Origin of the sequence: Lentzea sp. NPDC058450 (genome assembly GCF_042721395.1) — a bacterium.
Taxonomy (GTDB): Bacteria; Actinomycetota; Actinomycetes; order Mycobacteriales; family Pseudonocardiaceae; genus Lentzea.
On sequence record NZ_JBHXLO010000043.1, the window covers coordinates 44,137 to 67,767 of the forward strand.

Annotated in this window: 23 protein-coding genes; 12 read left to right on the plus strand and 11 right to left on the minus strand. The window is 69.8% G+C overall.

The genetic code is table 11. The annotated features are described in order from the left end of the window. The first annotated feature begins 2 nt into the window (after positions 1-2). Positions 3-1,109 (plus strand): low temperature requirement protein A, encoded by a 1,107-nt coding sequence (locus tag ACFWNN_RS41210; RefSeq protein ID WP_382445418.1) that lies wholly within the window; start codon positions 3-5, stop codon positions 1,107-1,109. 6 nt (positions 1,110-1,115) lie between these two features. On the opposite strand, the gene ACFWNN_RS41215 is transcribed toward ACFWNN_RS41210, so the two are convergent. The 4 genes from ACFWNN_RS41215 to ACFWNN_RS41230 all read right to left on the minus strand — a co-directional run bounded on the left by ACFWNN_RS41215 (position 1,116) and on the right by ACFWNN_RS41230 (position 6,303). Beyond that, positions 1,116-2,708, minus strand: coding sequence for a glycoside hydrolase family 13 protein (locus tag ACFWNN_RS41215; RefSeq protein WP_382445419.1), 1,593 nt, complete (start codon positions 2,706-2,708; stop codon positions 1,116-1,118). A gap of 57 nt (positions 2,709-2,765) precedes the next feature. After that, positions 2,766-3,149 (minus strand): globin, encoded by a 384-nt coding sequence (locus ACFWNN_RS41220; RefSeq protein WP_382445420.1) that lies wholly within the window; start codon positions 3,147-3,149, stop codon positions 2,766-2,768. A 140-nt stretch (positions 3,150-3,289) separates the two neighbouring features. Continuing rightward, positions 3,290-4,171 carry a mechanosensitive ion channel family protein gene (locus ACFWNN_RS41225; RefSeq protein ID WP_382445450.1) on the minus strand — a complete coding sequence of 294 codons (882 nt, stop codon included), beginning with the start codon at positions 4,169-4,171 and terminating at the stop codon, positions 3,290-3,292. Positions 4,172-4,206: 35 nt separating this feature from the next. After that, positions 4,207-6,303 carry a prolyl oligopeptidase family protein gene (locus ACFWNN_RS41230; protein ID WP_382445421.1) on the minus strand — a complete coding sequence of 699 codons (2,097 nt, stop codon included), beginning with the start codon at positions 6,301-6,303 and terminating at the stop codon, positions 4,207-4,209. Between the two features lie 248 nt (positions 6,304-6,551). Between ACFWNN_RS41230 and ACFWNN_RS41235 the strand changes: the two genes are divergently transcribed. Beyond that, positions 6,552-7,124: an HNH endonuclease gene (locus ACFWNN_RS41235; protein ID WP_382445422.1), complete on the plus strand. Its 573-nt coding sequence runs from the start codon at positions 6,552-6,554 to the stop codon at positions 7,122-7,124. Between the two features lie 11 nt (positions 7,125-7,135). Here the strand turns inward: ACFWNN_RS41235 and ACFWNN_RS41240 are convergent, their stop codons facing one another. Then, positions 7,136-7,693, minus strand: a complete 558-nt coding sequence (locus ACFWNN_RS41240; RefSeq protein WP_382445423.1) for a DUF2345 domain-containing protein — start codon at positions 7,691-7,693, stop codon at positions 7,136-7,138. 303 nt (positions 7,694-7,996) lie between these two features. Between ACFWNN_RS41240 and ACFWNN_RS41245 the strand changes: the two genes are divergently transcribed. The 3 genes from ACFWNN_RS41245 to ACFWNN_RS41255 are packed head-to-tail and all read left to right on the plus strand — an operon-like array spanning position 7,997 to position 9,898. Then, positions 7,997-9,166 (plus strand): MFS transporter, encoded by a 1,170-nt coding sequence (locus ACFWNN_RS41245; protein ID WP_382445424.1) that lies wholly within the window; start codon positions 7,997-7,999, stop codon positions 9,164-9,166. 20 nt (positions 9,167-9,186) lie between these two features. Continuing rightward, complete coding sequence (locus ACFWNN_RS41250; protein ID WP_382445425.1) at positions 9,187-9,432, plus strand: hypothetical protein; 246 nt, start codon at positions 9,187-9,189, stop codon at positions 9,430-9,432. After that, positions 9,419-9,898: a DUF5130 family protein gene (locus ACFWNN_RS41255; protein WP_382445426.1), complete on the plus strand. Its 480-nt coding sequence runs from the start codon at positions 9,419-9,421 to the stop codon at positions 9,896-9,898. The genes ACFWNN_RS41250 and ACFWNN_RS41255 overlap by 14 nt, the downstream gene beginning before the upstream one ends. 52 nt (positions 9,899-9,950) lie before the next feature. On the opposite strand, the gene ACFWNN_RS41260 is transcribed toward ACFWNN_RS41255, so the two are convergent. The 3 genes from ACFWNN_RS41260 to pepN all read right to left on the minus strand — a co-directional run bounded on the left by ACFWNN_RS41260 (position 9,951) and on the right by pepN (position 14,945). Further along, positions 9,951-10,577: a GNAT family N-acetyltransferase gene (locus tag ACFWNN_RS41260; protein ID WP_382445427.1), complete on the minus strand. Its 627-nt coding sequence runs from the start codon at positions 10,575-10,577 to the stop codon at positions 9,951-9,953. Beyond that, a complete protein-coding gene (locus ACFWNN_RS41265) occupies positions 10,574-12,289 on the minus strand; it encodes a GNAT family N-acetyltransferase (RefSeq protein ID WP_382445428.1) in 1,716 nt (571 codons plus the stop codon). The genes ACFWNN_RS41260 and ACFWNN_RS41265 overlap by 4 nt, the downstream gene beginning before the upstream one ends. Positions 12,290-12,368: 79 nt before the next feature. Continuing rightward, complete coding sequence (gene pepN / locus ACFWNN_RS41270) at positions 12,369-14,945, minus strand: aminopeptidase N (protein ID WP_382445429.1); 2,577 nt, start codon at positions 14,943-14,945, stop codon at positions 12,369-12,371. A 162-nt stretch (positions 14,946-15,107) separates the two neighbouring features. On the opposite strand from pepN, the gene ACFWNN_RS41275 reads away from it, so the two are divergent. From ACFWNN_RS41275 to ACFWNN_RS41295, 5 genes are all read left to right on the plus strand, one after another. Further along, complete coding sequence (locus ACFWNN_RS41275) at positions 15,108-15,716, plus strand: DsbA family protein (RefSeq protein WP_382445430.1); 609 nt, start codon at positions 15,108-15,110, stop codon at positions 15,714-15,716. Between the two features lie 49 nt (positions 15,717-15,765). Beyond that, positions 15,766-16,620, plus strand: coding sequence for a DNA-3-methyladenine glycosylase family protein (locus ACFWNN_RS41280; RefSeq protein ID WP_382445431.1), 855 nt, complete (start codon positions 15,766-15,768; stop codon positions 16,618-16,620). Positions 16,621-17,072: 452 nt separating this feature from the next. Further along, positions 17,073-18,425, plus strand: a complete 1,353-nt coding sequence (locus ACFWNN_RS41285) for an aldehyde dehydrogenase family protein (RefSeq protein ID WP_382445432.1) — start codon at positions 17,073-17,075, stop codon at positions 18,423-18,425. A gap of 41 nt (positions 18,426-18,466) precedes the next feature. Further along, entirely contained in the window at positions 18,467-19,675 is a 1,209-nt protein-coding gene (locus ACFWNN_RS41290) for a GNAT family N-acetyltransferase (protein ID WP_382445433.1), read from the plus strand. A 57-nt stretch (positions 19,676-19,732) separates the two neighbouring features. Then, positions 19,733-20,482 carry a hypothetical protein gene (locus tag ACFWNN_RS41295; RefSeq protein WP_382445434.1) on the plus strand — a complete coding sequence of 250 codons (750 nt, stop codon included), beginning with the start codon at positions 19,733-19,735 and terminating at the stop codon, positions 20,480-20,482. 79 nt (positions 20,483-20,561) lie between these two features. Here ACFWNN_RS41295 and ACFWNN_RS41300 read toward each other — a convergent pair whose 3' ends face one another. Beyond that, positions 20,562-21,362: an Fpg/Nei family DNA glycosylase gene (locus tag ACFWNN_RS41300; protein WP_382445435.1), complete on the minus strand. Its 801-nt coding sequence runs from the start codon at positions 21,360-21,362 to the stop codon at positions 20,562-20,564. Positions 21,363-21,367: 5 nt separating this feature from the next. Further along, the gene (locus ACFWNN_RS41305; protein WP_382445436.1) at positions 21,368-21,832 is read right to left on the minus strand and encodes a ribose-5-phosphate isomerase; all 465 of its coding nucleotides are present in this window, start codon (positions 21,830-21,832) and stop codon (positions 21,368-21,370) included. Between the two features lie 27 nt (positions 21,833-21,859). Here ACFWNN_RS41305 and ACFWNN_RS41310 point away from each other — a divergent pair, with 27 nt between their 5' ends. Together ACFWNN_RS41310 and ACFWNN_RS41315 are read left to right on the plus strand one after the other, a co-directional pair. Further along, positions 21,860-22,525, plus strand: a complete 666-nt coding sequence (locus ACFWNN_RS41310; RefSeq protein WP_382445437.1) for a 2-phosphosulfolactate phosphatase — start codon at positions 21,860-21,862, stop codon at positions 22,523-22,525. Beyond that, entirely contained in the window at positions 22,522-23,136 is a 615-nt protein-coding gene (locus ACFWNN_RS41315) for an MBL fold metallo-hydrolase (RefSeq protein WP_382445438.1), read from the plus strand. The genes ACFWNN_RS41310 and ACFWNN_RS41315 overlap by 4 nt, the downstream gene beginning before the upstream one ends. Here the strand turns inward: ACFWNN_RS41315 and ACFWNN_RS41320 are convergent. After that, positions 23,117-23,455: a histidine triad nucleotide-binding protein gene (locus ACFWNN_RS41320; RefSeq protein WP_382445439.1), complete on the minus strand. Its 339-nt coding sequence runs from the start codon at positions 23,453-23,455 to the stop codon at positions 23,117-23,119. The two genes, ACFWNN_RS41315 and ACFWNN_RS41320, sit on opposite strands and share 20 nt — an antisense overlap. Positions 23,456-23,631: the final 176 nt, after the last annotated feature.

Sequence of the window (23,631 nt, forward strand, 5' to 3'; positions counted from 1 at the left end):
GCGTGTCAGCCGAAACGCAGCAGGAGTACCGGGTCTCCACGCTGGAGCTCTTCTTCGACCTGGTCTTCGTCTTCACCATCACGCAGCTGACCCGCAAGCTCGCCGACGACACGTCGCCGCTGGGCTTCGGGCAGGTCGTGATCATGCTGTTCGTGATCCTGTGGATGTACTTCGGGTACGTCTGGCTCACGAACGCCGTCGCGCCGGACACCACCGTGCGCCGGCTGCTGCTCATGGTCGGCATGGGCGGGTTCCTGGTGATCGCGCTGGCGATCCCCAACGCGTTCGAGGCGGCCGGTCCGGCGTTCGGCGTCGGCTACCTGATCGTGAACCTGGTGCACTCCGGGCTCTTCATCTCGGCGGGCGGTCCCGGTTCGGCGGCGGCGATGGCGCGGCTGGCGCCGTTCAACCTCGGGTCCGCCGCCCTCGTGTTCGCCGGCGGGTTCCTGCCCAGCGCGTGGCGGGCGGTGGCGTGGGTCGCGGCGGTCGTGCTGATGATCGTCTCGCCGTACGTGAACCGGCGGCACGGCGAGTTCCGCATCAGGCCGGCGCACTTCGTCGAACGGCACGGGCTCGTCGTGATCGTGGCGCTCGGCGAGTCGATCATCGCGATCGGCATCGGCGCGGCCGGGCTGCCGCTCACGCCGCCACTGGTGATCGCCGCGCTGCTCGGCCTCGCGCTCGTCTACCAGCTGTGGTGGTGCTACTTCGGTCGTGCGCAGGACGTGCGCGCGGAGCACAGCCTCGCCGCCATGGGACCGGTCGAGCGGGCCAGGAAGGCGTTGTCGGCGTTCGGGTTCGCGCACGCGCCGATGCTGCTCGGCGTCGTCGTGGTGGCGGTCGGCGTGAAGAAGACCATCGGCCACGCCACCGAGCACCTCTACCTCAGCGGCGCGCTCGCCCTCGGCGGTGGAGCGGCGCTCTTCCTGATCGGGCAGGTGCTGTTCCGGGCGTTGCTCGGCATCGGCACGGTGAGGTGGCGCGTCGCGGCCACCGTCGCGTCACTCGCCACCATCCCGGTCGGGTTGTGGCTCGCGATCGCTCAGGTGGCCGCGCTCGTGCTCGTGTTCGGTGCGTTGCTGGCCGTGGAGGACCGGCTGAAGGCCTGACCGGCCTCAGACCAGCCAGACGGCCGTGTCGGGCGGCAGCTGGTCGCCGTCCATCGGACCGGACGACAGCAGCACCTGACCGGGCGGCAACGGCACCGACGCGCCGGACGTGTTCAGCGCGCAGATCAGCCCGCCACCCTTGCGCCGGAACGCGAAGCAGCCCGCCGGGGCGCCGTACCACTCGAGCTCGGTGCCGGCGAACGACGCGTGGGACTTCCGGTGCTCCAGCGCCTCGCGGTACAGCGAGAGCATCGAGCCCGGGTCCTCCAGCTGCGCCTCGGCGGTGAGGTGGTCCCACTCGTTCGGCTGCGGCAGCCATGTGTTCACGGCCGTCGAGAAGCCGAACGGCGGGGTCGTGCCCTCCCACGGGATCGGCACGCGGCAGCCGTCGCGGCCACGTTCGGTGTGGCCGGAGCGCTCCCAGGTCGGGTCCTGCAACGCCCAGTCGGGCAGCTCCACGTTCGGCAGGCCGAGCTCTTCGCCGTTGTAGAGGTAGATGACGCCCGGCAGCGCCAGCTCGACCAGCGTCATCGCGCGGGCCCGCTGCTCGCCGGAGGTGCCGCCGCCGTAGCGGGTCACGTGCCGCACGACGTCGTGGTTGGAGAGCGTCCACGTCGCGGGCGTGCCGCTGGGGGCGACCGCGGCCAGCGAGTGCTCGATCGCCGTGCGGACCGCGTCGGCGTCGAAGTCGGCCTCGACCAGGCGGAAGTTGAAGCCGAGGTGCAGCTCGTCGGGACGGACGTAGGCGGCGAACCGCTCGTCGTCCTTCACCCAGATCTCGCCGACGGCCATGGTGCCGGGGTAGACGTCCATGACCTTGCGGATCATGCGGTGGATCTCGTGCACGCCGTCGTTGTCGAACCGCGGGTCGTGCGCGTCGTCGGACAGCACGCCCGGCGCCTGGACCTGGAGGTTCATGTCCGGCAGGCCCTCGGGCTTGGCCATGCCGTGCGCCACGTCGATGCGGAAGCCGTCGACGCCGCGGTCGAGCCAGAACCGGAGCGTCTGCTCCAGGTCGGCGCGGACCTCGGGGTGCTCCCAGTTGAGGTCGGGCTGCTCCGGCGCGAACAGGTGCAGGTACCACTGACCGTCCTGGACGCGGGTCCAGGCGGGGCCGCCGAAGATCGACACCCAGTTGTTCGGCGGCTGCGAGCCGTCGAAGCCGCGGCCGTCGCGGAAGATGTAACGCGCGCGTTCCATGCTGCCGGGGCCCGCGTGCAGGGCCTCCTGGAACCACTCGTGCAGGTCGCTGGTGTGGTTCGGGACCAGGTCGACCGTCACGCGGATGTTGTGCTCGTGCGCGTCCGCCACCAGCCGGTCGAACGCCGCCAGGTCGCCGAACAGCGGGTCGACGTCGCGCGGGTCGGCGACGTCGTAGCCGTGGTCGGCCATCGGCGAGCGGTAGAACGGGGTGAGCCAGAGGGCGTCGACCCCGAGCAGCTCCAGGTAGCCGAGGCGGGACCGGATGCCGTCGAGGTCGCCGACACCGTCGCCGTTGGAGTCGGCGAAGGAACGCACGTAGACCTGGTAGAAGACGGCATCACGCCACCAGGCGGCCTCTTCGGCGATCTCAGGGCTGAGGTCGGAGGATCGTCGCACGGGGGGTCATCCTGCCATTCGTCTCGCTGCTAAAGGACCCGATCGGGTGATGGTCGGTCACGAAAAGCTGTTCATCAGGCTGTTCGCGGCCATTTCCATGTAGTCCCAGAGCTGCTTGCGGTGAGCCTCGTCCAGGCCGGCCTCGTCGACGGCGATCCTCATGCAGCGCAGCCACGCGTCCCGTTCGATCGGACCGATCTTGAACGGCACGTGGCGCATCCGCAGCCTCGGGTGGCCCCGGTTGTCCGAGTAGGTGTGGGGGCCGCCCCAGTACTGCATGAGGAACAGCCTCAGCCGTTCCTCCGCAGGTCCGAGGTCTTCTTCCGGGTACAGGGGGAGGAGGATCTCGTCGGACTTCACCTCTTTGTAGAAGCGCGCGACGATGCGGTGGAACGTCTCCTCGCCACCGACCTGTTCGAAGAAGCTCACGGGGTTTCCCACCCGTCCATCCTGACTCACCGGGGCCGCCGAGCGCAGGCCGCCCCGGGTGTTGGTTCTGCCATAGGGGTGTGAACTGGCAGGACGCCGGATGATCACCGTCTCGAATGGGTGTTCTAACTCACTCGGTGCGGGGGTTTGACCTACTTGGCCGTGAAGCCCGCCTCCTCCAGCGCGGGCATCAGCTGCGCGCGGAGGTTGCGCTGGACCGCCCACTGACGGCCGGGCCGCGTCTTCACGGTCACGCGCAGGGTGATGCCCTCCGGCGTGAACTTCTCGACGCCGAGCACGTCGGGCTTGGCCGTGAGGTCCGCCTTCAACGGGTCCATGTCGGCCGCCTCGGCCGCCTTGCGCTCCAGCACCTTGGTGGCCTCGGCGAGGTTCGCGCCGTAGCTCAGCGGCAGGTCGACGACGGCGACCGCGAAGCCCTGCGACGAGTTGCCGACGCGCAGGATCTCGCCGTTGCGCACGTACCAGACCGTGCCGCCGGTGTCGCGGATCGTGGTGGTCCGCAGCGCGACCGCCTCGACCGTGCCGGTCGCCGGGCCGAGGTCCACGACGTCGCCGACGCCGTACTGGTCCTCCAGCAGCATGAACATGCCGGCCAGGAAGTCCTTCACGAGGTTCTGGGCGCCGAAACCGATGGCGACGCCCAGGATGCCCGCGGAGGTGAGCACCGGCGTGATGTCGAGCTTCACCACGATCAGGATCTCGAGGAACGCGATCCCGAAGATCATGATCGTGACGATCGACTTCAGCACCGAGCCGATCGTGCGGGCGCGCTGCTCGCGGCGCTCGGAGATGAGGTTCCCGAGCGCCTGCGGAGCGCGTTCCCGCAACGGTTTGAGCAGGCCCGGCTTCTTGCCTTCCTTGCCCGGCGTCGTGATCCGGTCGATGACCTTGCGCAGCATGGCCCGCAGGATGAAGGCGGCGATCAGGATCACGACGATCTTGATGCCGCCCGCGATGATGTCGGGTCCGTACTTCTCGAAGAACCCGACCGCCTGCGCGGTCTTGTCCGAGATGTCATCCACGGGACTGGTCACGTGGTCGTGCCCTCCTACAACTCCATGCCGGTGGCATTCGCGAGAAACGTCAGCTGGTCCACGGCGAGAGCGACCGTCCGGCTGACCGACCTGCCCGCGTGACCGACCTCGGTCTCGCGGCGGATCAGCACCGGGTGCTTGGTCGGATCACTTGACGAAGCGTGCTGCAGCGCTGCGCACATCTTCCTGGCGTGGTTGGGGTCCACACGAGAATCCGACTCGAACACCGTGAACAACACCGAAGGATACTCAACGTCCGTTACCACTTGGTGATATGGCGAGTAGGAGAGCAGCCAGCCCAGTTCCTCGGAAACGCTTGCGCTGCCGTACTCGTCGGCCCACAGCCGTCCGAGCAGGAACTTCTCGTAGCGCACCATGTCGAGCAGTGGCGCTGAGCACACCACGGCGGCGTAGAGCTCCGGCCGTTGCGTGAGCGCGGCGCCGACGAGCAGGCCTCCGTTGGAGCCTCCCATGATCGACAGCTGCTGTGGCGTGGTCCAGCCGTCGCGCACCAGGCGTTCCGCGGCGGCGTGGAAGTCGTCGAACACGTTCTGCTTGTTGGCGCGCATGCCGGCGAGGTGCCACTCCTCGCCTTCCTCGTCGCCGCCGCGCAGCGACACGTGCACCCACACGCCGCCCGCCTCGACCCACGCGAGCGTCGTCGCGCTGTAGCCGGGGCCGCGGCCGATCGCGAAGCCGCCGTAGCCGGTGAGCAGCGCGGGACGGGGCAGGTCGGGCTTCTGCTCGCCGCTCACGACGAACATCCGGACCGTCGTGCCGTCCTTGGACGTGAACGCGACCTGCTGCGTCGTCACGGCGGGCAGCTCGACGCGGCCGGGCGCGGCCTCGTGCAGCACCGTCTCCCCGGTGGTCTTCGAGAACCGGAAGATCGACTGCGGCGTGACGAAGTCCGTCCACCCGAACCACAGGGTGTCCTGGTCGGTGTCGGTGCGCGCGTCCACGACGGACATGCCGTGCAGCGAACCGGGGCCGGGCAGCGGGATCTCCCGCTGGTGAGCGCCGGTCGCCGCGTCGTGCAGGTGCAGTTCGGACACCGCGTGCCGGGTGCGCAGGACGACCAGGTCGCCGTCGAACCAGCGCACGCCGTCGAGCACCGAGTCGGGCTCCTCGGCGATGAGCTCGGTCCACTCGGTGGGGTGCGCGGGGTCGGCGACGCAGAGGCGCTGCCGGGGCGCGCCGTGGTTGGTGTGCAGGTAGAGCCTGCCGTCGCGGGCGACCGACGCCGAGCACTGCACGCCGTCCTCGGTCAGCACGATCGGCTTGAGTGCGCCGTCGCCGTGCAGGTCCGCGATCCAGACGGAGTCGTGCTTCAACGTGCTGGGCGCGCCGCTCACGACCAGCCAGCGGCCGTCCTGCGAGACGGTGAGCGAGTAGTAGAAGGTGTGCGCCTGGTCGTCGCCGTGGACGTTGAGGTCCGTCTCCGGGTCCGTGCCGACGCGGTGACGCCACACGCGGCGGTGGAAGAGCTTCTCGTCCTCGGGCAGCAGCGCCGGGTCGACCTGGCGCACGTAGAAGAACTCCTCTCCGCCGGGCAGCCAGCCGATGGACGAGTAGCGGCAGCGGTCGATCGGGCCCTCGATGTGCTCGCCGGTCTCGACGTCGACGACGTGCAGCAGCGAGTGCTCGTCGCCGCCGACGGACACCTGGTAGGCGAGGCGGGTGCCTTCGAGGCTGGGGGACCAGCTGTCGAGCGTGGTCCGGCCGGTCGGGTCGAGCGCGCTCACGTCGAAGAGCACGCGTTCGGTGCCGTCGGACTCGCGCACCATCACGACGGGGTGGTCCTGCTCGGGGCCGCGGCGGGTGAAGAACGCCCTGCCCGCGCGGAACGCCGGCGTGGACACCGAACCCGTGCGCATCAGCTCCTTGAGCCGCGCGCCGAGGCGTTCGCGGCCGGGCATCGCGTCCAGCCAGGACCGCGTGAGCACGTCCTGCTGCTGCGACCACTCCGCGGTGCGGGGGTCCTGCGTGTCTTCGAGCCACCGGTACGGATCGGCGACGGTGCGCCCGTGGATCTGCTCGGCGATGTTTACCCGCTCGGCGATCGGGTAGGTGATCGTCGCAGGCAGTGGAGTGGAAGGAGCCTCTGTCACCTTGTCAAGAGTAGCGGGCTCTTGAAAACCATCCCCGTTAGGGAGCTGGTTCACCCCAGGTTCGATCACGCATCCGTGACACGTCACTTATCACACGTGATTTTTTCCTGGTAAGTGTGGTCTCCTATGGCTGAACCGGTGGAGGTGGTCGCGTGCCAGACCGACAACCGACCCCTATCGGCACCTCGCTACCAGGCGAGACGGCGCCGACGGTCCTCCCATGCCGAAATCAGCCCGAGCTGCGGGCGGTGCCGGATGGGGATCGAGACGGGGGAGGTTCCGGTCCGACGCCGGCGGTCTACCCCTGGGGAAGACGCAAAGTCCTGCTGCTGAACGCCACGTTCGAGCCGCTCACGGCGTTGTCACTGCGCCGCGCGGTCGTGCTGGTGGTGTGCGGCAAGGCCGAAGTCGTGCACGGAGACGCCTCCGGGCTGGTGCTGCACTCGTCGAAGTCCGAGGTGCTCGTGCCGTCCGTGATCCGGCTGAGCTCCTACGTGCGCGTTCCTTATCGCGGCCGCGTGCCGATGACCCGTGCCGGGCTCATGCACCGCGACCGGTACCGCTGCGCCTACTGCGGCGGGCGGGCCGAGACGATCGACCACGTCGTGCCGCGCTCGCGTGGCGGGCCTCACACTTGGACCAACTGCGTCGCCTGCTGTGCGAAGTGCAACCACCGCAAGGCGGACAAGCTCCTGTCCGAACTGGGCTGGCGGCTGCGCGTCGTTCCGGCGGCGCCACGGGGCCCGCACTGGCGGTTGCTCGCCGGCGTGGCCGAGGCTGATCCGCAGTGGTTGCCGTACCTGGGTGAACCGGCGGCCTGATCTGCCGCAGGTCAGGCCGCGAGGGAGAAGTCGTCGCGGCGTGCCGTGATGCGCACGGAGTCGTCATGAGCCGTGATGCGCACGGAGTCCTGCTGCGCCGTGATGCGGACGCTGTCGTCATGCGCGGTGATGCGCACGGAATCGTCGTGCGCGGTGATCCGCACGCTGTCGTCCATCGTGATGCGCACGGAGTCCTGCTGCGCCGTGATGCGCACGCTGTCGTCGTGCGCCGTGATCCGGACGGAGTCGTCGTGCGCCGTGATGCGCACCGAGTCGTCGTGCGCGGTGATGCGGACGCTGTCGTCCATGGTGATCCGCACGGAGTCCTCACGCGCAGTGATCCTCACCGAATCCTGTTGGGCGGTGATCCGGACGGAGTCGTCGAGGGCCGTGATCCGGACGCTGTCGGTCATCGTGATCCTGACCGAATCGCTCGCCGTGATGCGCACCGAGTCTGCCATGGTGATGCGGACGGAGTCGCTCGCCGTAATGCGCACCGAATCGGACGCGGTGATCCGAACGGAGTCGTCCATCGTGATCCGGACGGAGTCACTGGCGGTGATACGCACTGAATCGTCCTTGTAGCTCGGAAGAGTGAAGGTCACGGCCTGGGGGCGGGTCATCGTGAACATTTTGTGTCCTCCAACTCGTAGGTGGCGGGTGCGCAAGACCCGTATAGGTGAAAAGCTAAGAGGTGGGTGATCCGGGAACAAGACCCCAAACCGGCACCCGTTCGCCTCCGACCGGGTGAGGCCTGACCGGGTGTAACCGCTGCGCCGCACGAGAGCACTCATTGCCCTTACTGGCCGGTATGGACACGCTCTGTAGCGTTCAATCTGATGGAACGTGACGTGCGTCATACGGCAAAAGGCGTGCATGGACGGGGTTTCCGAGCGCTCACCGCGGCCTGGGCGGTGTCGCTCGTGGGCGACGGCGTGCGCATCGTCGCGCTGCCGCTGTTCACGGCGGCGACGACCCGCAGCCCGCTCGCGGTGTCCGCGGTGGCCGTCGCGCTCGCGTTGCCGTGGTTGCTCGTCGCGTTGCCCGCCGGCGCGCTCGTCGACCGCTGGAGACCCAGATCCGTTGTCGTCGTGGCGCATTGGCTGCGCGCCGGGGTGACCGGAGTGCTCGCCCTGGCCGTCCACACCGGACACGCCACGGTCGTCGTCTTGTGCGCCACGGCTTTCGTCCTGACGTCCGCCGAGACGTTCGCGGACTCGGCCTCCCAGGTGCTGCTGGTCGAGCTCGCGGGGGAGGGCGACCTGGAGGCGGCCAACGGCCGGTTCGTGATGGTCGAGACGGTGGGCATGGACCTCGCCGGTCCGCTCGCCGCCGCCGCGCTCTTCTGGTGGGCTCCCGCGGCCTGTTTCGCCCTCGACGCGCTCTCGTTCGTCGTCGCCGCGGTGTTCGTGGCGCGCGTGCCGGACGTCGCTCCCGAACGTGCCGGCGGTGATCTTCGAGGGCAGCTCGTCGAGGGTGCCAGGTACCTGGTTCAGACCTCTGGCCTGCGGTCACTGGTAGTTGCCGTTGCAATCACAGCGGTCTGCGCGGCCGCGATCAACGCCATGCTGGCGCTCTACTCCATCCAGGTACTCGGCCTCGCCGAACCGGTGGTTCCGTTCCTCGTCGTGTGCATGGCGGCCGGTGCTCTGCTAGGCGCCCGGCTGTCCCCCCGGCTCGCGGCGCGGTGGAGTGCCGGCCGGGTCATGGTCGGGTTCCTGCTGCTGCTCGGCGGCGCGTTCGCGTTGTTCGGGGCCACGCCGTGGCTGACGGTGGCCGTGCTCGCGTGCGTGTTGTTCGGCCTGGCGTCCGCCGGGTGGAACGTGCTGTCCGCGACCCGCCGCCAACGGCTGACGCCCGGCCCGATGATGGGCCGCGTGACCAGCGCTTACCGGGTGCTGGCCTGGGGGCTCTCACCGCTCGGGGCCGGCCTCGCCGGACCGCTCGCGCAGGCCACCTCGCTCGGCACCGTCTACGTCGTCGCGGGCTCTATCGTGGGAATCACGGCGATCTTGCTGGCCCGGCCGCTCACGCGCGGGTGAGTTCGGCTACCGTACCCGCCGTGACCATCGTGGAGACCGTTCTCGTCTTCGCGCTGATCCCGCTGGCGATCTACGGCGTGATCACGCTGCTGACGGTGAGGCCAAAGGCCACCCGGATTCCCCGGTACCGGCCCGGCCAGGAGTGGGGCTACGCCCCGGTGTGGTGGAGCGCTAACCCGGCCGGGTTGAGCGCGGACCACCACAGTGCCGCCGAGTCCGCTACCTCGGACTCGACCGCCAAGGGAGGCGCACGTGGCAACTGGTAAGGCGATCGAGGCCGTCGACCCGTCGACGCTGCCTCTCGGAGCTGTCGTGACGAACAGCGGCCGGGTGTCCGTGGCGAAGATGTACGAGCCGCACGCACCGGAGCTGCCGTTCACCCCGTCCCAGCTCGCGCAGCTGGACGAGGCGCTGACGCTCTCCAGCCGTTCCACGGGCCTCGACTTCAGCGTGTACCTGGGCGAGCTGGGCGCGAACGCCCACGAGCGCGCGCAGGAGCTGCACGGCTCCACCGAGCGTCCCTCGCACCACGTCCTCGTGGCCGTGTCGCCGGGCGAGCGCGTCGTGGAGATCGTGACGGGCGAGGAGTCCCACCGCAGGCTCGCCGACCGCGGCGCCAAGCTCGCGGTGATGAGCATGGTGGCGTCCTTCAAGGAGGGCGACCTCGCGGGCGGCCTCGTGTCGGGCCTGCGCATGCTGACCGACCAGGCGGGCGCCGCGCCCCGTTCCTGATCAACGCTTCCTTGAACGCCCCCGGTGACCTGCCGGGGGCGTTTCCGCTTCTCTAGGCCTGGTTCTGCGCCACGACGAGGTCGGAGATCCGCTCCCAGCCCAGGCTGCGGTAGAGGTGCACGCCCGTGGTCGACGAGAACAGCAGTCCCGTCGTCGCCCCGTCCGCGACCGCTTCCCGGACCAGCGCGCCCATCACGACGCTGCCGAGCCCACGCCGCCGATGCTCCTCCGCGGTCTCGATCCGGTGCGCCACGGCGTCCTGTCCGACGACGGCCATCAGTCCGCTCGCCGCCACCTCGCCGTCCGCCAGCACCTGAACCTTGATCACCGGGCCCCCGGTCACCTCGACCACGTACCCGGACGGCGGCTCCGGCGCGGGATGACCGGCGAGCGGCCGTCGCATGAAGGTCTCGTCCGGCCGCGCCACGACCAGTCCGGCGGCCTCGATCTCCGCGATCACCTTCTCCGGCGACAGCGTGGGCACGCTCAGCCAGCTCGGTTCCGGTGCCGCGGCCACGATCGTGGCGAGCTCGCCGACCGCGTCGTCCGTCGCGATCCACTCGTATACCCGGTGCGGCCTGTTCACGTGGACCACCAGGTAGCCGTCGCGGTAGGACGAGGTCAGCCCGTCCGCCGCGATCCAGCCGCGGTGCCAGCGCTCCACCAGTTCGCCGATCACGCGTCCCCCTTGTCGTTCGACGCGATGACCACGTCGCAGATCGTGTCCCAGCCCAGTTTCCGGCAGAGGTGCCAGCCGTCGTCGGTCGCGAACAGCAGGCCCTCCGACGCGCCCGCCTTCACCGCTTCCCTGGCCAGCGCGCCCATCACGACGCTGCCGAGCCCGCGCCGCCGGTGGTCCGGCGCAGTCCTGACGTCGTGCGGCACGGCGTCCTCCCCGACCACGGCCATGCGCCCGCTCGCGGCCACCTCCCCGTCGCAGGTCACCACGACCTCGATCACGTCCCCCGGCGTCACCCGCACCTCGTAGCCGTCGGGTGGTTTCGGGGCCGGGTGGTCGAGGAGCCCGCGCACCATGAACGCCTCGGGTTCGCGCAGCACCAGCCCCGCCTCCTCGACGACGAGGCCGACCTCGTCGGGGGAGCGCGTCGGCACGGTCAGCCAGGCCGGAACCGGGTTCAGCGCCACGTCCTCGGCGTGTTCGGCGACCAGCGCGTCACCGGTGAGGATCCGTTCCTCCTCGCGGCCGGGCAGGTCGGCCCACACGTGCCAGTTGTCGAGCAGTGCGTCCGGCGGGTCGATCTCCGCGGCTCTCGCCCAGCCCGTGATCCAGCGGTCGACGAGCGCGCCGAGCTCGACGCCGCGGTCGAGCCGGTAGCTGAAGTCCGGTTCGGACGGTTCGAAGAGGACTTCGACCCCGTTGCGCAGCAGGTACTTCAGCAGTCCGTAGAAGTGCTCGGGCACCGACTCCAGCGCCACCCTCGGCTGGTGCCAGACGAGCGTGATGCCCGGGACGAACCACCACTCCTCGTACGCGCCGGTGATGCTGTGCACGCCGCCGAGGTAGTCGCCGGGGCCGACCAGCGCCTCGCTCAACGCCAGGTGCACACCGCACTCGTCGGTCGCGTACGTGCCGTCGACGTCGTGCACGCCCGCCACCGGCCGGTTGCGCCGGGCCTTGGCGGCGATCTCGTTCCACCACAGGCGGCCTTCGCCCGACAGCGGCGCCCACAGGTTCCGTTGCGCCGGAACGCCTTCCATCCAGATCCGCCACGCGGCCCGAGCCGCGGGCACCGGCCGTTCGGCGATGTGCCAGGCCTCCCCGGACTGGTCGAGCACGACGTCGTAGAGCCCCTCGCCGACCGCCGACGGACTCACCGACACGACGTCCAGCGCCACTCCCGCGTGCGCCACCACACGTCCGTCGGGGTCCAACGCGCGCAACCCGACGTACGGGCCGCGCTCGCCATCGGACCTGCCCGGCCGGATGAGCTCAGGGGTGTCGCACCCGATCAACGTCACCGGCGGCGCCACACCCCGGTGCTCGCGCGGAAGTCCTTCCACCGCACGACAGATGCCGATCTCCCGGGAGTTCTGGGAGAGGGTGAACCGAGGCGACGGCCCGAGTTCGTCGCTGTCGAGCAGGCAGGTCGCGGTGGCGGTGGCGACGAGGTCACCGTCGCCGAGGTCGGCGTGCACGACCAGATCGGCCAACCGCCACAGCTCGTTGTCCGGCGACCCCTGGATCTCCAGCTGCACGTCGCCGTCGAGGGTTCCACCGGTGAACCCGCGCAGCACCAGCCTGCCGCGCGGCGCCGGCGTGACGTCCTCGAACAGCCCGTCGACGTCCACGACCCGCGCCAGGACCTCCTCGACGACGTCCTCGTCGTCGACCCACCTGCGCACGACCTCGTAGCGGATCGGCAGTGTCAAGAGACCTCCCCGGACCAGCCGAAGTTACGGGGAAGCCCCGCAACGCGCGAACGCATTACGGGGCTTCCCAGGCAGAACGTCAGGAGCGGTCAAACTCCTGCGCGGCCAGCGCGCGCACGATGCCCGCACGCCCTTCCGACACCAGCCGGCGCAGCGCCGGCGGGTGCTCGTCGGCCAGCCACGCGTCCGCCGCCTCCACGGTGGACCTCGTGATCGACCACGCCGGGAACATGCCGACGACCATCGACTGCGCGCGCTCGGAGGTGCGGCGGTCCCACACGCCCTTCACGTCGGCGAAGTAGCGCGTGACGTACGGCGCGAGCAGTTCCTTCTGACCGGGGTGCGAGATGCCCGCGATGATCGCCTCGCTGACCGCGTTCGGCAGCTCGTCGTCGTTCACGGCGCGGTCCCACGCCTCGTCCTTGGCCGCGACGGTCGGGCGCAGCGCCCGTGCCGACTGGGCCCGGCGGTGACCGGTGGAGGTCGGGTCGCGCTCCTCCTCGGCGGTGATCTCCGGCAGGTCCGCCCTGCCGTGCGCGACGAGCGCCTGCAGCAGCCGCCAGCGCAGGTCCGTGTCGACCTCGAGGCCCTCGAGTCCGGCGGAACCGTCGTACCAGCCGCGCAGAACCTCCACAGTGGACTCGTCGAGCACCGACGACGCCAGCGCGTTCACGAACGCCAGCTGGTGGTCGGAACCCGGCTCGGCCGCCCGCGCCAGTTCCAGGGCCTTCGCCACGAACCGGCGCCAGCCCTCCGCGCGCCACGAGTCGTCCGCGTAGGAGGACAGCGAGGTCTGCGCCTGGAGCAGAAGCCGTTGCACCACACCGACCTCGGACTCCGAGCCCAGCCCGCCGAGCACCAGGTTCACGAAGTCGCGGGCCTTCAGCTCGGCCTCGCGGGTCATCTCCCACGCGGCCGACCAGCACAGCGTGCGCGGCAGCGGCTCGGCGATGTCGGAGATGTGGTCGATCAGCCCGGCCAGCGAGTCGGGGTCGAGGCGCATCGTGCAGTACGTGAGGTCGTCGTCGTTGACCAGCACGATCTTGCCGCGGTGCACGCCGACGAGTTCGGGCACCTCGGTGCGCTCACCCGTCACGTCCAGCTCGTGGCGGTGCGTGCGGACGAGCTTGCCGCTGCCGTCGTCGTCGTAGACGCCGATCGCGATGCGGTGCGTGCGCAGTTCGCCCGCGCCCGGACGCGCGCCGCCCTGCAGCACGGCGAACTCGGTGAACTTGCCGTCCGCGTCCACGGTGAACTTGGGGCGCAACAGGTTCAGGCCCGTCGTCTCCAGCCACTGCGCGCTCCACCACGACAGGTCGCGGCCGGACGCCTCCTCCAGCGCGCCCAGCAGGTCCGCGAGCGTCGCGTTGCCCCAGGCGTGCTTGGCGAAGTAGACCCGCAGGCCCGCCAGGAAGTTCTCCAGCCCGACGTACGCGACGAGCTGCTTGAGCACCGACGCGCCCTTGGCGTAGGTGATGCCGTCGAAGTTGACCTCGACCGCCTGCAGGTCGGAGATGTCCGCGGCGACCGGGTGCGTGGACGGCAGCTGGTCTTGCCGGTACGCCCACGACTTCTCGATCTTCGCGAACGTCGTCCAGGCCTGGCGGTACTCGGTGGCCTCGGCCTGCGCGAGCACGGACGCCCAGGTGGCGAACGACTCGTTCAGCCAGAGGTCGTCCCACCAGCGCATGGTGACGAGGTCGCCGAACCACATGTGCGCCATCTCGTGCAGCACGGTCTCGGCGCGGCGCTCGTAGAGGTAGCGGGTGACGCGGCTGCGGAAGACGTAGTCCTCGAGGAACGTGACGCAGCCCGCGTTCTCCATCGCGCCCGCGTTGAACTCCGGCACGAAGCACTGGTCGTACTTGCCGAACGGGTACGGCACCCCGAACGCCTTGTGGAAGAACCCGAAGCCCTGCTTGGTCTCGGTGAACAGCCGCTCGTGGTCCATGTGCGGGGCCAGCGAGGCGCGGCAGTAGAGGCCGAGCGGGATCTTGAACTCGCTGCCGTCCTCGTTCTGGCTGACGAACTCGTCGCGCCACTCGGCGTACGGACCGGCGACCAGGGCCACGATGTAGGTCGACATCGGCTTGGTGGTGGAGAACGTGTGCACGTCCGCCCCGCCCTCGCCGTCCTCGGTGGCGGTGATCTCGCCGTTCGAGATGACCTTCCAGTCGTGCGGCGCCGTCACCTTCATCGAGTAGACGGACTTGAGGTCGGGCTGGTCGAAGCACGCGAACATGCGCTTGGCGTCCGCGGTCTCGAACTGCGAGTACAGGTACACGCCGCCGTCGACCGGGTCGACGAACCGGTGCAGGCCCTCGCCGGTGTTCATGTACCGGCAGTCGGCCTCGATGGTCAGCTCGTTGGTCTCCGCGAGGTCCGGCAGGGGTACGCCGTCCTCCTCGCGGTAGCCGGAGACGTCGAGCTCGCTTCCGTTGAGCACAGCGCGGTGCACGGTCGCCGCCACGATGTCGATCCACGAGGAAGCACCCGGAGTCCGGCTGCGGAACACCACGGTGGTGGTGGAGCGGAACGTGTCCGAACCCGGCTTTCCGCCGCCGTCGGTCAGGTCCAGCTCGATCCGGTAGGACTCCACTTCCAGCAGCTCAGCACGGTCCTGAGCCTGGTCGCGGGTGAGGTTGGGCGCGGCCACTGGTCACCTCGTCTGCCGCGCGTGTGGTTACGCGCTGACGTCGTCGGGAATGGTTATGACTCCCGCATCCAATCACGGAACCGGCGTACGGGAAGAGATGACAGGGTGATCTCGTTGGGCTGATGGGGCGATAACCGTCCACAGAGACTTAAGGGGCACCGCATGACCGACAAGGCGAAGGTCGACTTCTACTTCGACCCTCTCTGCCCGTTCGCCTGGATCTCCTCGCGCTGGATCCTCGAGGTGGAGAAGGTCCGCGACATCGACCTGAGCTTCCACGTGATGAGCCTCGCGGTGCTGAACGAGGGCCGTGACCTGCCCGAGCAGTACAAGGAGCTCATGACCAAGGGCTGGGGCCCGGTCCGCGTGGCGATCGCCGCGGAGCAGAAGTTCGGCAACGAGGTGCTGCCGAAGCTGTACACCGCGCTGGGCACCCGCATCCACAACGAGAAGAACCAGGACTTCGCCGAGGTCATCGAGCTGGCCCTCGCGGACGCGGGCCTGCCGGCCGAGCTCGCCGAGGCCGCCACCTCGACGGAGTACGACGAGGAGCTCAGGGCGTCGCACCACCGCGGCATGGACCCGGTCGGCATGGACGTCGGCACGCCCACGATCCACATCGACGGCGTCGCGTTCTTCGGCCCGGTGCTGACCAAGATCCCGCGCGGCGAGGAGGCGGGCAAGATCTACGACGGCGCGCAGCTGCTCGCCTCCTACCCGTACTTCTTCGAGCTCAAGCGCACTCGGACGGGTGACCTGGACTTCAGCTGAGCCGTCTCCGCGGATTTTCTGTCAGGGGTCCTCGCTAGCGTCTTCAGACATGACGCACGAAGTCGAAGTCGCAGTTCAGGGCCCCTGGTCGCTGGCGACGTCCAGGTCGTTCTGGGAGGGCTTCACCCCCTCCGCGCTGCCCGCGCGCGAGGGAGAGGCGCTCCGGGCGACGTTCCTGGTCGAGGGCGAGTGGCGCCGTGCCGAGGTCTCCGTGACCCAGCACGGCCCCACCGCTCTCTTGTCGCTCTCCGGTCCTGGTGACCTGGACGCGGCAGCCGCCCAGACCTGCCGCTTCTTAGCTCTCGACGTGGACGGCAGAGCCTGGCCGGACGTGGGCTCCCGCGACCCGGTGATGGCCGATGCCCAGTCCGCGTTACCAGGCTTGCGCCCGTGCGGCTTCTACTCGCCGTACGAGGCAGCGGCCTGGTCGGTGCTGTCCCAACGCATCCGCATGTCCCAGGCCAGCGCCCTCAAGGCCTCGCTGCTCCGCGACGGCGTGTTCCCGACCCCGGCCGAACTCCTGTCACTGGACCTGGACCTACCCGGCCGCAAACCCGAATACCTGCGAGCAGTCGCCGAAGCCGCCCTGGACGGCCTGCTGGACGGCCCGACCCTGCGAGCGATGAAACCGGCCGCCGCCGTACTGGCCGTACAACAGGTGAAGGGCCTGGGCCCGTTCGCCGCCGAACTGGTGGTCCTACGCGGCGCCAACGCGCCAGACGCCGTGCCGCACAACGAGGCCCGCCTCACCGACGAGGTGGCCCACCTGTACGGCCGCCCGCTGGCCGAGGTGTCCGAGGCGTGGCGCCCGTACCGAACCTGGGCCGCCGTGCACCTGCGCGCGATGAGAGAACGCCGACTGGCCGGAACCGTGCAGGCCGGGCCAGTGCAGGCAGCTCACTGAGCAGGCTCGCCACGGGGCAGGCTCACCGTTGATCAGGCTCGGTGCGACCAGCCACCGCCTGCCGCTTTCCCGCATCCCACCGCACCCCGGCCACTGGCTGCCCGGCTTCCCACCCCTTCACCCGCCCGCCGCTCATCCCTCACTCCGCCACCGTCGTCCTTCCCAGCGCTCGCCTCCCGCCGCCCTCATCTCCCCGGCCCGCCAGGCCTCCCAACGCTCTCTTCCCCGCGCCGTCCTTCCCCCTGCCTCTCAACACCCCCGCCGGGTCACCGCCCCACCGGACCACTGCCCGTCACTCACCGCCCCGCCGCCCTCCTCCCACCTCGCCCAACCTCCCCTCCTACCGCACCCCAACCTCCCCACCCACCCCTCCAACGTGACCACCTCCACCAGATGTGACAGGCTGACCCAAAGTCAGCGAACTGGTGTCACATCCCGCCTGGAGGCCTGCCGTGATCGAGGTCGTCAACCCCGCCACCGAGGAAGTCATCCGCACTCTCCCCGAGGGCACCCCGGCCGACGCGGACCAGGCGGTCACCACCGCACGCGAAGCCTTCGAGACCTGGTCCCAGACCTCGCCGGCCGAACGAGCCAAAGCAATCCGCGAGATCATCGACGGCCTCAAGAACCGCGCCCCAGAACTGGCCGCCGCCATGACGCGCGAGATGGGCACCCCGCTCACCTTCAGCCAGAAGGTCCAAGCGGCGAACCCGATCGCCATCGCCGAAGGCGTCGCGGAAGTGCTGGAGAACGGCTACTTCGACCCCGAGGAGATCGGCAACTCGCTGATCTTCCGCGAACCGGTCGGGGTGGTCGCCGCCATCACGCCCTGGAACTTCCCGCTGCAGCAGATGGTCGCCAAGGTCGTCCCGGCCCTGGCCGCCGGCAACACCGTGGTGCTCAAGCCGAGCGAACTCGCCCCGCACACCGCGGACCTGCTCGCCGAGATCATCACCAACGCCGTGCCGCACGGTGTGTTCAGCCTGGTCCACGGCACAGGTCCCACGGTCGGCGAGGCGCTGGCCCAGCACCCCGGCGTGGACATGGTGTCGTTCACCGGCTCCACGAAGGCGGGCCGCCGGGTGTCGGCGGTGGCGGCCGAGACGGTCAAGCGGGTCGCGCTCGAGCTCGGCGGCAAGTCGGCGTGCATCGTGCTCGACGACGCCGACCTCGCCAAAGCCGTGAAGATCGCCGTCGCCAACTCGTTCATGAACAACGGCCAGGCGTGCAGTGCCTGGACGAGGCTCCTGGTGCCGGCCGACCGGCACGACGAGGCCCTCGAACTCGCTGCCCAGGCCGCGCGGAAGTACACCTCGGCCGACCCGAGTGAGCCGTCCACGCGGATCGGACCGGCCGTGTCGAAAGCGCAGCGCGACCGGGTGGTCGGCTACATCCGCAAGGGCGTCGAGGAAGGCGCGACGCTCGCGGCGGGCGGCCCGGAAGCGCCGCTGCCGCAAGGGTTCTACGTCACGCCGACGGTGTTCGGCGGGGTCACGCCGGAGATGACGATCGCGCAGGAGGAGATCTTCGGTCCGGTGCTGTCGGTCATGCCGTACACCGACGAGGACGACGCGGTCCGCATCGCCAACTCCACGGTCTACGGGCTGGCCGGCGCCGTGTTCTCGAAGGACACCGACCGCGCCCTCAAGGTCGCCAAGCGCCTGCGCACCGGACAGGTCGACATCAACGGCGGTGCGTTCAACACGCGCGCGCCGTTCGGCGGGTACCGGCAGTCGGGCAACGGCCGCGAGTTCGGACGGTTCGGGCTGGACGAGTTCTGCGAGGTCAAGTCGGTCCAGCGGTAAATGAGCTGCGATCGCCGTCACACCGGGGTATCACTGCCGGTATGACCGAGTTGAGCATCAGGACCATCACCCAGTCCGACGTCGACGACTTCCAGAAGGTCATGGCGGCGGCGTTCCTCTCCGACGCGATGGGTGAGGACAGCAAGTGGCTCAAGGTCCTGGAGCACGACCGGGCACATGCCGTGTTCGACGGCGACGAGATGATCGGCACCGCCGGCATCCTGACCCGCGAGGTCACCGTCCCCGGCGACCGGCAGGCACCGGCCGGCGCCGTGACGGTCGTGTCGGTGAAACCCGGCCATAGGCGCCGTGGCGTGGCATCGCTGCTGATGAAGACGCAGCTGCACAGCATGCACGACGGCCGTGAGCCGCTCGCGATGCTGTGGGCGTCCGAAGGCGGCATCTACCGCAGGTACGGGTACGGCGAGTACACGACGAGCCTCGCCATGCTGACGATGCCGACGCGCATGCCGTTCCACGCTGGTGTGCACGTGAGCGACACACGGATCCGTCAGGTGTCACGAGAAGAAGCGCTTCCCGTCATGCGCGAGATCTACGACCGGGTGCGCAAGACGCGGCCGGGCTTCCTCAGCCGGGTCGAGAACACCTGGGACGTGCAGCTCGCCGACCGCGAGGTCGACCGCGACGGGCTCACCTCCTACCGCTACTGCCTGCATCCCGAGGGCTACGTGGTCTTCCGGGTCAAGTACAAGGGCGACGCGACCGGCCCGGCGAGCGAACTGCACGTGCGCGAGCTGGTCTGCGAGACCGACCAGGCCCACGCCGACCTCTACCGGTACCTGCTCGACATGGACCTCGCGGGCGAGATCTCCTTCTACACCGCCTGGGACGACCCGATCCTGCACATGGTCGACAATCCCCGGAAGGTGCGCCGCGAGGCCACCGACGCGCTGTGGATCAGGATCGTCGACCTCGACCGCGCGCTCCCGCTGCGCCGCTATTCGTCCGATGTGGACAGCGTGCTGGCGGTCGAGGACCCGCTCTGCCCGTGGAACTCCGGCCACTGGCGCCTCACGGTCAAGGGCGGCGAGGCCGTGGTCACCAGGACCGAGGACCCGGCGGACGTCGCACTCGACATCGCCGCGCTCGGCAGTGCTTTCCTCGGCGGCGCACGGCTTTCCGTGCTCAGTCGCGCACACCGCGTGGTCGAGCACACGCCAGGACACGTCGACGCACTCACGATCGCGTTCTTGGGCGTGCGTGAGCCGCATTGCCCCGAAGTGTTCTGACGGAACTCACGGCCGTGTTCACTCGTTGACGGTTTACCTGCCGTGGGAGGTAAAGCTGTGGGCACCGTCGTGTGGATTGTCGTACTGGTACTGCTGATCGCAGGCGTGTTCTACCTGGTCAGCCAGAGCAACGCGCGCAAGGCGCGGGAGCTCGACGACGCCAAGGCGGAGGCCCGCCGGTGGGTCGAGCGGCTGGGCGGGCAGGTGATGAGCCTCACCGGCAGCAACGCCGCCTCGACGCAGGCGATGGCCGACGCCTCCGAACGCTTCACCGCCGCCGGCTCCCAGATGGAACAAGCTCGCACGATTCCGCAGGCCAGGCTCGTCACCGAGACCGCGATGGAGGGCCTGCACTACGTGCGGGCCGCGCGCGAGGCGATGGGCATGGACCCCGGACCCGCGCTGCCCGAGAGCGTCGGCCAGAAGCAGGCGGGTGCCGTCAGCGAGGACCGTCAGGTCAGCGTCGAAGGCCACCAGTACGCCGCTTCGCCGCACTCCGGCCAGGGCACGCCCTACTACTACCCCGGTGGCATGGTCGCCGGACGCCCGGTGCCGCGTGGCTGGTACTCCGAGCCGTGGTGGAAGCCCGCGCTCGTGGCCGGCGCCTGGGGCGTGGGCACGTTCCTGCTGATGGACGCCATGTTCTCCGGCATGCACGGAGTCGGTGACTACGGCATGGGCGACATGGGCATGGGCGACGCCGGCATGGGGGACATGGGCGACATGGGTGGCGTCTCCGACGTCGCCGACATGGGCGGCGACGCCGGAGGGTTCGACTTCGGCGACATGGGCGGCTTCGACTTCTGACCCCGGAAAGTGCTCACGAACTGAGCACTTTCCAGCCGAACCCCAAAACCCACCACCCACCTACCCGCCCAGTTGATCTTCAGGGCTGGCAGGCGGGGCACCAGAAGAGGTTGCGGGCGGCCAGTTCCGCCGTCCTGACCTCGGTGCCGCAGACCAGGCACGGCTCCCCGGCACGGCGGTAGACGTACACCTCACCGCCGTGCCGATCCACGCGCGGCGCCCGTCCCATGGCGCGCGGCATGTGCTCCGGCCGGACGGTGTTGATCTGGCCGACCTTCACGCCGTCCTTCATCAGCACGACCAGGTCGTCCCAGAGCACGTCCCACAGCTCGCGGCTGACCTTGTTGCCGACCAGCAGCGGGTTCACGTTGTGCCGGAACAGGACCTCGGCGCGGTAGACGTTGCCGACGCCCGCGAGGATCTTCTGGTCCATCAGCAGCACGGCGAGCGACTGCTTCGACCGGATGATCTTCTCGTAGGCGCGGTCCGGGTCGGCGTCGCGGCGCAACGGGTCGGGCCCGAGCCGTTCGCGGATCGCCTTGACCTCGTCCTTGTTCAGCACCTCGCACGCCGTGGGGCCGCGCAGGTCGGTCCAGTGCGTCTCGCCGGCCATCCGCATGCGGACCTGGCCGACGGGCAGCAGGACCGGCAGCGGCGACTCGGTGAACGTGCCGTACAGGCCGAGGTGGACGTGCACGATCGCGTCCGGGCCGTAGACGTGGAAGAGGTGCTTGCCGTGCGCCTCGGCGCGGACCAGCGTGCGACCGTCCACAAGGGACGCCGAGAAGCGTCCCTGCGGACTGGTCACGGTCACGGGCCTGCCCGCGTACCGGCGCTGGTGCAGCCGCGCGAGGCGGTGCAGCGTGTGGCCCTCAGGCACGGGTCTCAGGCACTCTTGTCTTCGTAGGCGGAGACCTGGTCGATGCGGCGCTGGTGCCGCGGCTCGCCCGAGAACGGGGTCCGCAGGAACGCCGACACGATCTCGGTCGCCTCCTCGGTGGTGTGCTGGCGGGCACCGATGCCGACGAGCAGCGCGTCGTTGTGCTGACGGGCGAGCTGCGCGGTGTCGATGTTCCACGCCAGTGCGGCGCGGGCGCCCTTCACCTTGTTGGCGGCGATCTGCTCGCCGTTGCCGGAGCCGCCGATCACGACGCCGAGGCTGTCCCCGCCGTCGGCACGGTCGGCGACGACCTTCTCGGCCGCGTCGACGCAGAACGACACGTAGTCGTCCTGGGCGTCGTACTCGTGGGCGCCGACGTCGACGACCTCATAGCCCTGCTCGCTGAGAGCCGTGGACAGGTGGGACTTCAGCTCGAAGCCAGCGTGGTCTGCTGCCAGATAAACGCGCACGTCACGGAGTCTGACACGCTGGGGGATGTGTTCAGCCAAGAGGGGTACCAGCTGAAGCTGGAATGGGGGCCGGCGGGCGTCGACGCGCTGCGGGGCTGTGACGTGCTGGTGGTCGTGGACGTGCTGGTGTTCACGACGTCCGTCGACGTGGTGGTCGGCAGCGGTGGGCAGGTGCGGCCGTTCCTGTTCACGCCCGGCTCGCGCCTGCCGTTGCGACCGGCATCACTCGCCGGGACGACGGGACTGGTCGACGTGCACTCGCCGAACGGGTCGCACCTGTGCGCGCTGGCGGCCGAGACGGGAGCGCACGTGCTGGCAGCATGCCTGCGCAACGCCGCCGCCGTCGCGAAACGGGCACAGGAGCTGGGGGACACGATCGGCCTGATCGCCGGCGGCGAGCAGTGGGGCCTGAACATGGCGAGGACCGGGGGCGGCGTGGCCGGCGGGCTGCGGCCGTGCGTCGAGGACTACCTGGGCGCGGGCGCCGTGCTCGCCTCGCTCGACGGCAAGGCCTCACCCGAGGCGGAGCTGGCGATCGCCGCGTTCCGGGGTGTCGACGTCGCGCAGGCCGTGCGGAACTGCGGGTCGGGACGGGAGCTGGTCGAGCACGGGCACGCCGCCGACCTGGAGCTGGCCGTGCAACTAGGGGTGAGCGACGCGGCGCCGATGCTGGTCGACGGGGTCCTGCGGTGATCGAGGTCGCGCCGGGCGTGTTCGCGCGGCGGCACACCGAGCTGGACCTGACGCTGGGACTCGTCGTCGGTGACGGGGACGCGGTGCTGATCGACTCCGGCATGGACCCGGGCCTGGCGCGGGAGGTGCGGCCGTCGCGGATCGTGTTGACGCACAACCACTTCGACCACGTGCTGGCGACCGAGGCGTTCCTGCCGTGCGAGGTGTGGGCGCACGAGGACTGCGTCGTGGACGAGCGCGTGCTCGTCGAGCGGGCGAAGTACTACGACGAGCCGTTCACGGGGACGCTCGTCGCGCCCACCCACACGTTTCGCGACACCGTGACGCTCGACGTCGGTGGCCGCCGGGTCGACCTGCACCACTTCGGGCCCGCGCACACCTCGCACGACGTGGTCGTGCACGTGCCGGACGCCGGCGTGGTGTTCGCGGGCGACCTGGTGGAGCAGGGCGCGCCCGCTCAGGCCGGACCGGACGCGACGCCCTCGAACTGGCGGCACGTCCTCGACCTGGTGCTGGAGCTCGACCCGCGCGTCGTGGTGCCGGGCCACGGTGACCCGGTCGACGCGCGGTTCGTGCGGGAGATGGCCGTGCCTAGCCGGGAGGCCAGGTGAGGCCGCGGCCGCCGAGGACGTGGCAGTGGACGTGGAAGACGGTCTGGCCGCCGTCCCTGCCGGTGTTGAAGACGAGGCGGTAGCCGGACTCGTCGACGCCCTCGGACTTCGCGACCTGGTGCGCGGTGGCGAGGATCTGCCCCGCGAGCACCGGGTCGACGTCACCGATCGCGGTGTGGTGCTCCTTGGGGATCACCAGCACGTGCGTGGGCGCCTTGGGGTCGATGTCGCGGAACGCGAGCGTCGTGTCGGTCTCCGTCACCACGGTCGCCGGGATCTCGCCCGCGACGATGCGGCAGAACAGGCAGTCGGTCACCACGGCATCGTATTGGTCCCGTTGGGCTCTGTTGTTCTTGCCCGGCAGCGATAAATCATGGCGGCATGAAGGGCACCAAACTGCAGGTCATCGTCCGGTGCCTCATCAGCTTCACGATCGGCGTGCTGCTCGTGGTCCTCGCGATCCGCTTCGGTGAGGCGCTCTGGCGCGCCGTCCAC